The organism is Paenibacillus sp. 01L418 (assembly GCF_056400045.1).
On the sequence record NZ_JBFTSN010000267.1, the window covers coordinates 1 to 9,020 of the forward strand.

General features: G+C 41.7%; 7 protein-coding genes and 1 other annotated feature. Of the genes, 1 reads left to right on the top strand and 6 read right to left on the bottom strand.

The annotated features are described in order from the left end of the window. Nucleotides 1–7 precede the first annotated feature (7 nt). Nucleotides 8–244, bottom strand: a binding site (T-box leader). Between the two features lie 76 nt (nt 245–320). Then, the gene (locus tag AC1DSE_RS24190; RefSeq protein WP_477512654.1) at nt 321–857 is read right to left on the bottom strand and encodes a hypothetical protein; all 537 of its coding nucleotides are present in this window, start codon (nt 855–857) and stop codon (nt 321–323) included. A gap of 120 nt (nt 858–977) precedes the next feature. On the opposite strand from AC1DSE_RS24190, the gene AC1DSE_RS24195 reads away from it, so the two are divergent. Then, nucleotides 978–1,343 carry a VOC family protein gene (locus tag AC1DSE_RS24195; RefSeq protein ID WP_339209049.1) on the top strand — a complete coding sequence of 122 codons (366 nt, stop codon included), beginning with the start codon at nt 978–980 and terminating at the stop codon, nt 1,341–1,343. Nucleotides 1,344–1,463: 120 nt separating this feature from the next. Here the strand turns inward: AC1DSE_RS24195 and AC1DSE_RS24200 are convergent, their stop codons facing one another. The 5 genes from AC1DSE_RS24200 to AC1DSE_RS24220 form a co-directional block, all read right to left on the bottom strand. Continuing rightward, nucleotides 1,464–3,929: a sugar-binding protein gene (locus AC1DSE_RS24200; protein ID WP_477512655.1), complete on the bottom strand. Its 2,466-nt coding sequence runs from the start codon at nt 3,927–3,929 to the stop codon at nt 1,464–1,466. Beyond that, nucleotides 3,893–5,896: an endo-1,4-beta-xylanase gene (locus tag AC1DSE_RS24205; protein WP_477512656.1), complete on the bottom strand. Its 2,004-nt coding sequence runs from the start codon at nt 5,894–5,896 to the stop codon at nt 3,893–3,895. Before AC1DSE_RS24205 ends, AC1DSE_RS24200 begins: the two co-directional genes overlap by 37 nt. A 298-nt stretch (nt 5,897–6,194) precedes the next feature. Next, nucleotides 6,195–6,599, bottom strand: coding sequence for a hypothetical protein (locus AC1DSE_RS24210; protein WP_477528305.1), 405 nt, complete (start codon nt 6,597–6,599; stop codon nt 6,195–6,197). 451 nt (nt 6,600–7,050) lie between these two features. Continuing rightward, nucleotides 7,051–7,797 (bottom strand): type I methionyl aminopeptidase, encoded by a 747-nt coding sequence (gene map / locus AC1DSE_RS24215; protein ID WP_477528306.1) that lies wholly within the window; start codon nt 7,795–7,797, stop codon nt 7,051–7,053. 196 nt (nt 7,798–7,993) lie between these two features. Next, on the bottom strand, nt 7,994–8,920 hold the full coding sequence (locus tag AC1DSE_RS24220) for an aminoglycoside phosphotransferase family protein (protein WP_477512657.1): 927 nt from the start codon (nt 8,918–8,920) through the stop codon (nt 7,994–7,996). Nucleotides 8,921–9,020: the final 100 nt, after the last annotated feature.

Sequence of the window (9,020 nt, forward strand, 5' to 3'; positions counted from 1 at the left end):
CTCTAAAATAAGAGACGAGAGCCATAAAGATCCCGTGGTACCACTCTAAGTGCCAAGCCTAATAAGCAGCTTGACCCCTCGTTTTCGTAACGGTCAATGACCGGATTTGCCTACTAAGTAACTTCGTTCGTTTCGGCAAACCATTTCATGGGCCCGCTTCATCTAAGACATCCGTACCGGCTTCCACTAACCCGGCTCGCTGCAACTATCGGTCCTAGACTACTGTCCCAATCGCTAATGTTGTTATTTCTAACTCATATGCTTAGAAGTATTTATACAGGAAGTGTATCGCGGTGTCAAGCTTCGCTGCATTTTTCGAACTATAACTTCCATTTGTTCAACGGTTCATCATCCCACACTTGCACTTCGATGTATCTTTCTGGTCCTCTCTCTCCTTTGGCATTCCATTCTTGAGGCAATCCAAATTCTCTTACTACTTCAAAGATCTCATTCAAAGTATAGACCTGACCTCGATAAGGCTTTCCGTCTTGGAACCTCATCGTCGGAAACAAATCTCCATAAGTAAAACTAATCGTATTTGACTCGAAATTCGACATTGGAACTTGCAGTACTTTACCTGCTGGATACCATTCTAAGAGCCATGGACATTCCCCGAGAGTCATATAATGGGGAAACTTCCGAATGGGCATGCCGCCTTTATCTATAAATAAATCTCTTGCTTTTAATTCGAGACTCCGTCGAATTTTCAAATAATCCGTGGACCGTTTGCTAGCGAAGCCTTTATTTTGAACTATGATTTCGTTTAAAACACGATCTGCTTCCTCTGGATTTAAGTCTGATAAATTGCGGAATGGACCAGTCGATTCATCATAGTAGTGATACAAGAATTCAAGCATGCCTATATTCCCCCAATCCATAAAAAGTATAATACTACTTATGGTTGCTTTTCAATAYGGAAAATAGTAGAATCTATTATAGAACGTATGTTCTCATTGATAACAAAGGAGTTGCACCTTATGTTTAAGAAACTAGAATGCGTTTGCATTCACACGATCGAAATTGAGAAATCTCTTGCCTTTTACACTGCAATGGGTCTAACTGAAAGCTGGAAAATAGAACGAGCATTAGAGGATGGGTTTGTTTGGAAAATCATCGGTCTAAAATTTCCAATGAAGGACAGCTCTGAACTTGTTCTTAGCAATCATCCTGACAATAAATTTACTGAAGTTGAAATTCTTGTTGAAGATGTCCGTGAAGCACACAACGAGTTAAGCAAAAATGAAGAAATTCAATGGATTAGAACACCCTTTGCTACGGAGTCTGGGCATGTCGCTGTATTCGAAGCCCCTGATGGCAATGTATTTGTACTAGTTGGAAAATAAACCAAGAGCCGTTAAGAAGAATTGTATATGGGCCAGCCCCAGAACGGGGCCAGCACTCATATCCCAACAAACATCTTATCGGCTCTTTTTTAACTCATTTGTATTTGAAATACATAGAAGTTATTTCGTAGATTTTTGCAGCAACTGATATAAAATGACAGCTGCTTGTGCACGGCTTGCCGTTTGATTTGGTGCGAAGCTGCCGTTGCCCATGCCATTAATTGTACCTGCTGCTTGCAGCATGGCTACAGCCTCTTTGGCATATTCAGCTATTGCTGCTGCATCGTTGAACTGGGCTTTATCGTTCACTTGTTCTAACGGAATGCCCGCTTTCTGCAACGCTCTGTATGCCATTGCTGCCATATCCTGACGGCTTATTTTGTTATTAATGCCGAATGTCCCATCTGACAACCCAGTAACAATGCCTAATTGCTGAGCTGAAGCAACTGAATTATAATACCAAGCGCCTTCCTTCACATCATGGAATGTGCTGATCGCTCCTGCTTGCTTCAGGTTTAGCGTTTGAATAAGCATATGGATAAACTCTGCTCTCGTCACTGAACGATTAGGCTCAAAAGCTTGTGAAGATGCAACCGTAACGATGCCACGAGCTGCAAGCCCGATAATACTGTCTTTCGCCCATGTAACAGAAGTTATATCTTTAAAGCTTACATCGATTGAAACAGCAGCATATTTACTAAAATGAGTCGTAATAAACTTGGCTATACCTGTAACAGCATCGTATCTGCTATTCGCAAGCACTTCAAGCTTCCCATCCTCAGAAATATACAATATGACGATTTGATTTGCATTTTCGCCATTCTTCAACTCGTAAGGCACAGATACATCTACAGACAGACCATTTCCAAACTGGCTTATCATCTTGCCGCCAATGATTAAGCTGAAATCATAAACCGCATTCGTTCCAATCTGTTCACGAACCTCGCTAGACATTGTCTCGGCTGCGATTTTATTAACAATGAGTTCAATATTTCCTGTCGATTCAGTGGCTTCGAATAATGAAATCGGCAATTGAACAGTAGCAAGGCCAGCGTTGAATTCGATGGTTTTAATACCTGCCGTTTTCGCAGCTTGAACTTGCTCAACAGAAATATTGAAAGCGACCTGCTTCGCCTTATCCACAGCTTTAGCCTGGAATTTCAACAAACCGGCTTTAGCATCTGCAATAGCAACTTTCACATCGGCAGCACTGATAGATGCCTTAGCATTGCCGTTCGCATCTATAGTAACATTAATTTCCCCTGGTTTATTAGCAGGAATGCTGCCTGTGTTGCCGTTGCCGCCAGGATTAGGGTCTCCGCCGCCATTAGGCTTGCCAGCTAATACAAGCACACCGAATCGTGAGGTGTTCTCATAAGACTTTCCTGTTGGATCGTTCCACATCCATACGCTATCTCTTTTACCCGTGCCGTTATCGTCATTGTTGACCTGAAGATCAAAACCAATGATCGTCTCGTTGCTTGGAGTGATCAAATCCAAGTTGATTGCAGCCTCTACAATGTAACCCGTAGCAATATTATCAGTCCCATAAACTGTCTTCGTCACCGAAGTGTAGTTGTCATGAGAGGCATGACCGCCTACCGTATGCAGATTTTTGTAATTAATTCGATATTGACCATCATCACCCTCATAAGCGCTAGTTTTTCCATTGTTTTGGTCTACGAAAACTTCAATGGAATCATGTTCCCATGGGTTTGGACTCGCATCCGACAATTTTTTGTCGGTTACCAAAGCATAAACATAAAGATGCTTATCGTCCCACATCGTATAAAATTCAGCTTTAGATCCTTCGCCGCCTTCTACTTTAACTTGGGTAGCAAGCTTGCTGGCGCTCGCCCACATTGCATCCATTTCACCGTCGAGAATAGGCGTGCCGTATTTTGCAGTTGATACTTTTGTTCCTGAGATAAGCGTCAACTCGCCATAACCGCTGCTATTCTGATCTTGATTGTTTCCAAGATCGCTCCACGAAATGATACTGCCATTCTTGCCATGCTCAGTACCGTCATCTGAACCAGAATCTGTGACGCGAATATCAAAAGATACTTTGCTGTCCACTGCGCTTCCGCTTAACGGAATAGCAGCAGTAATTGTATAACCTTTATTCGTTTCTACAGCGTTAGCTACCCCTCTTTCAACCTGTACCTTTTTAATTTCATTTCCGCTCTTCACGAACAAATCGACCTTATCACCAGCAAATTTCGATGGATCAGTCACGATTGCCTTTACATAGATATTATTTTCATCCCACAGCACTTTCATAGCAGCATCTAATACGCCGCTCTTCTCCAATGAAATAGCTGGAATTGTACTCCAGAAAATATCATTGATGTTGCTTGGGTTTGGACTTCCATTTGCAGCATTTGCAGTTTTCTTCACCGCTACCAGCTTCGTTGGATCAACCATTCCCCAATAAGCAGGTTTCGCTTGGAAGTTTTTATCGAAAGCAAATGGCGCGTCTTGACGAGTGACCGGACGATTGTGGAGCCATGTATGGTCGTCAGCGATTCCCCAGAAGGTAACATTACTTATCCAGCCTTCCGGATTTTCAGCTGTCCTGCCCATATCATCCAATTTCTCAATTCTTCGAACAACTCTTTAAAACGGTAACCTTGTTTGGCAAGCAAATCTTGAGGCACTTCTTGATAGGCATCCGTGTTGTTCGAATAAACCGAGACATCAAATTCAGTTAATTGGTTGTCGAAGCCGGCCTCACCGAACATCTTAATTGAATTCGAAATTTGCTGAATTGACGGTCCGCTAATGTTAATATGAGTTTGGTGGCCAACCGAATCAATAGGCACACCTTCTGCTTTTAATCTCTTTACAAGGGTTAATAAAAAGTTTGCTTTTTGCGGATTATTTGTTCCGTAATCATTAATAACTAGCTTGGAATCCTTAGCCTTTGCATATTTTATCGGGTCCTGCGCATACAACTCATCGAGCAATCTACGCGTTTCAGTAAAGGCAACTTTAATGAAATCTTCGCCTGTTAATTGATACCATAAACTATTACGCATACCATTCGGCCTGCCCTCATCAATGACCTCATTCACGACATCCCAATCCGTCGCGACGTCTGCATATCTTGGTACCACTGCGCTTAAGTAATCTTTTAGCCGACTGAGAACAAGCGCTTTGTTTTCTGGAGTTGGACTCAATACGGTGCCATTATCATCGTTAAACATCCAGTTTGCTGCTTGTTCATGCCACACAAGCGTGTGGAATCGCATGTTTACTTTGTTGTCTCTTGCGTATTTGGCAAGCCTATCCGCACTCTCGAAATTGTAAGTTCCCTTTGTTGAATTAATTGAACCAGGCTTCATTGCATTCTCAGCAACGACTGAACTGAAATGCATATCTAGAAGTTCTCTGCTTTTCCCTTCAAGCTGAATCGGCTCTAGCGCTGCCCCTACTTTGAAATAATTTTGATAAACATCCTTCAGCTTCGCTAGATCTGTCTGAACAGGTAGGGATGTCTTAGGCGGCGGTTCCGTCATTAAGACATTAATATCGTCGATATAATAAGCGTCACTTACACCCGAACTTTCAACATAGAAGCTTAAATCTGTTAAATTCGAATTGAAACTAAATGTCCCCTTAAGCTGTACCCAATCTGTCGAAGTTACTGCTGCTGAGGCAATGCTTACCCAGCTATATGAACCACTTGCATCCAGTTCAGCCGATAACTTTATCGTTCTGGAAGCGGAAGGCGTTTCAGTAAGCTTGACGAAAGCTGTAACCTCATATTTTGCATTTCTGGTCATTTTGTCGAATACACTAACGGCCGGCCCGTTCCAGTCCAACGAACGGCCTGTCGTTTTCAAGCTGTATTGGCCTGACTTTTGCTGTTCTTGTGATACCGCTACGGCTACGCCCTCTCCCCTTGGTTTCCAGCCTTCTACTGTACCGCCATCAAAGTTATAGCCGAATTCCAATGGCCCAATCGGAGTACCTCCACCACTACCAGGGTTTTCAGTTGGTGTATGATCTACGATCAAGAGATCATCAATAAACACGTCAGCAGTCGACGAAACTGTCTCCAAATACATCGTCATAGCTTTTGAGCCAGTAGGTCTCGTATACGATGTTTTCGAGAAGGTTGTCCAGCTTTGATCATCAATGTTTTGGTTGCCCACGATCCAATCAAAGTTATTCGTTTGATCGGTCATTCTCATCGTAACATGCGCTTGATCTGTACCTGCTCCTAGCTTTACTTTAAACGAAATATCGTAACTATGTCCCTCTTGAAGCAAAGCATTGAGCTCAATGCTCGGGCTGCAGCTAACACTCCCCCGCCCAGATAACTTCAAAGCTTTTGATCCCGTTGCGGCCTGCTCTGAAGAAACGGCTGCCTGCGGAGTGCCTCCGCTGCAATTAAACGGCTGCCAGCTGCCAGCATTTCCATCCTCAAACCCATTTTGAAGCACTGTTGTAGATGCTGCTTGAGCTGTGTTCCCGAATCTTCCTATCGGCGTCAGCATACCGAAGAGCAAAATGAACGCCAATAGCATACTTAACTTCCTTCGCATTTCCATCCCCCTTATCTTAATACGAATTGATAACGCTTACACAAAAATCTTATCAAAGCAGAAAGGAATAAAATACCTGAAGAAATATAGATTGTGCTCTAAAAATAATAGTTATATTTATTACTTTAACTAGAGATTTACAGTTTACAAGGGATGAGTTCCACCCAAAGCAGTCGACAATTATCCGCACAAAAAAGACCCTTATCTCACAAATGAGAAAAGGGTTTAACCATTATTATCATTACGTTTAGTTAAAATCGCATAATACGGAACTGCACATTAGAGAGATCAACAAGCTTTACATACACTTTTGTTCATTCTCTGTAACTCCATTATTATCAACGGTTAACTTCGTGCTCCCAGAAAGGGATTCTGTATAACCGCAAGCAACAGTCTCCTTCGTCATTCCCCTGTCATCCGTATATTTCAAGTATACGGCACCTTCACCTGTTAATTTCAATTGCGGTTTTATTCGAACCGTGTCGCCASCTTTTATTATTTTTGCATAGCTATGCTTTTCAAGGCTTGAAATAATTCCAGTTTCAACCGAAACGATATCATAATCCGATTGATTATTAATCGTCACAGAGAAGCTCTGCAGCATTCCGAAATTGTCAGTATTTGTTCTAAGCCAGTTGAATAAAAAAATGACAAGCAGCAAAGAGAAAACGCCTAATAACATATATCCCATTTTTTTGCTCAATATGGCTCCTCCCTCTCTTCAAGGTATTCATCTGATTATCGATGCGTTTTTCCGAAATATGCATGAAGACTAACTTCTTCCTGATATGTAATAAGACACTCTTCCTATTAAAAAAGTAACATGTCGTTAAAAAATGTTTAAAAAGAAGGGTGTTTTAAAAAGTTAACTTCGGAATCCATACCCAAGCTTTACATCTATTAATTTTCGAGAAAAGAACCTTCGTTTCCACTTTTACAGTTTATTGGAAGGTTCTTTCTACATCCATAAAGTCTACTCACTCACGCCCTTTTGGGGACAGTTTCTAAACTTAGAATTTTGTTCTATAAAATAAAATAGCCTGTGGCCTTTTGTTCCACTAGGAACAAACAGGCACGCAGGCCAAGTACAATGAAATTTATAGTAGTGGCCATTAGGCCATATTAATTGGCTATAGTCTGTTCATTTATTAAATCTATTGCTCGGTTAAAATAATCGGACCATTTTCTGTAATAGCAAGCGTGTGCTCGTATTGCGCAGATAAACCGCCATCGATCGTTCTAGCCGTCCATCCGTCTTCATCGATTTTGCTGTGGTACTTCCCAGTATTAAGCATAGGCTCAATTGTCAAAACCATCCCGGCCTTTAAACGTGTACCTCGATTCGGCGGGCCATAATGAGGCACTTGAGGCTCCTCATGCATTTTCTGACCAATACCGTGACCTATAAAATCTCTTACAACCGAGAAGYCTTGTGCTTCAGCAAAAGCTTGAATCGCATGAGATATGTCGCCGATTCTGTTTCCGACTACAGCCTGCTCTATCCCTTTATACATGGATTCCTTTGTCACATCAAGCAGCTTTTGTGATGTTTCCGATATATTGCCGACTGCATAAGACCAAGCGGAATCTGCTAACCAACCGTCTAGGTTGACTACCATATCAATGGTTACGATATCACCATCGACTAATGCCCGCTCACTTGGAAAACCGTGGCATATTACATCATTAACCGAGGCACATGTTGCAAAAGGGTAACCGTGATATCCTTTTTGTTCAGGAGTTGCTCCATTCTTTTGCAAAAAAGCTTCGACAAATTTATCAATCTCTAATGTCGTTTTGCCTGCTTGAATAAATGTACGCAGCTCTCGGTGGCAAGCAGCTAAAATTTCACCAGCTTTTTTCATCTTTGCTATTTCTTCACTCGTCTTGATAACAATCATTTCAATCACCCAATCCTTTACTTCATGGACAATGATGCCTGAAGTATTTTTCTAAAAAACAATGTGATTCTAAGGATACCTCAAATGGTAAAAAAAATATATCCAAACTGCACAAAAACCGTCAGCATGTTGTCAGTTGCGTGTTCTCATTATATGTGCAAATGTCTCTGAGTGTGTAGAGAAGCATTATAAGGTTTTATCCCTTAGGGAGAGATAGCAGCTTATCACGAAGCTCGATATATGCATGATCCCAGCCCATTTTCGCAAAAAAGCGAAGACCGTCCAGACCTTTAAAGTATCGAGCTCCAATAAGCCGTTCTTTAAAGTTTTCAATTGGTTTGCCTAAATGCTCATAATGAACACGGAATGCTTCACCCAAATCTATACCAGGTACTGCTTCTTCTATCGTCGCTATATCGATCATAAAGTCGCCATAGATGAAACCTGCATCTATAATTCCGGTAATGCTGCTGCCATCAGAAATAATATTCCACTCATGACAATCATTATGAACAAAATGTCTATGTGCTGCGTTATAGCTGCAAAATGCCAACAGCCTCGAATATATCTCTTCAAAAACATCACGCTCTAAACAGGTCGTCTGATACAGCTCATGCCAGTTTTCCCAAAAGGTTCCCTCCTGATTCTCTGCAAAAAACGATGCTACAAATGACTCCCAATCCGCATATTGACCATTTTTTCCGTCGATGACCGGGCCATATCCTGTTGTTTGTCCTAAATGAACCTGATTCATCTTGGAGATGACATGAACCAAATCCGGCACAACGGCCATTTTTTGCTCAGCCTGCAAATCCGCCAGTACGATTCCAAGCTTTCGCTCAGAAATACAATAGGAGAAATGCCGCTCTTCACCGATACCGCAAACTTTCGGATAAGGCAACTCTTGTGAAGAAAGCAGATTTGAAATCGTCTCTTCCTGCAGAAATGATTCTTTGGATGAATTGAAGCGTATTACATATGGTTCATTTGCCCATTCGAAGAAAAAAACGCTGCTGAAATTACCGCCTTCATTAGCCATAATATGGCTTACTTCGCTTCCAAAGTGACACTGCAGCACCGTATTCACTTCTTGAATCGATAAGCTCGGTTTCGTGTGCGACATAATCAAGCCCCCCTATAATTCGGATTAAATATAGCTTGATTTCGTTAAACGCAGCAAGAGAAACAATAGATATATTCATTTGATACTTTTACCTCAGGTG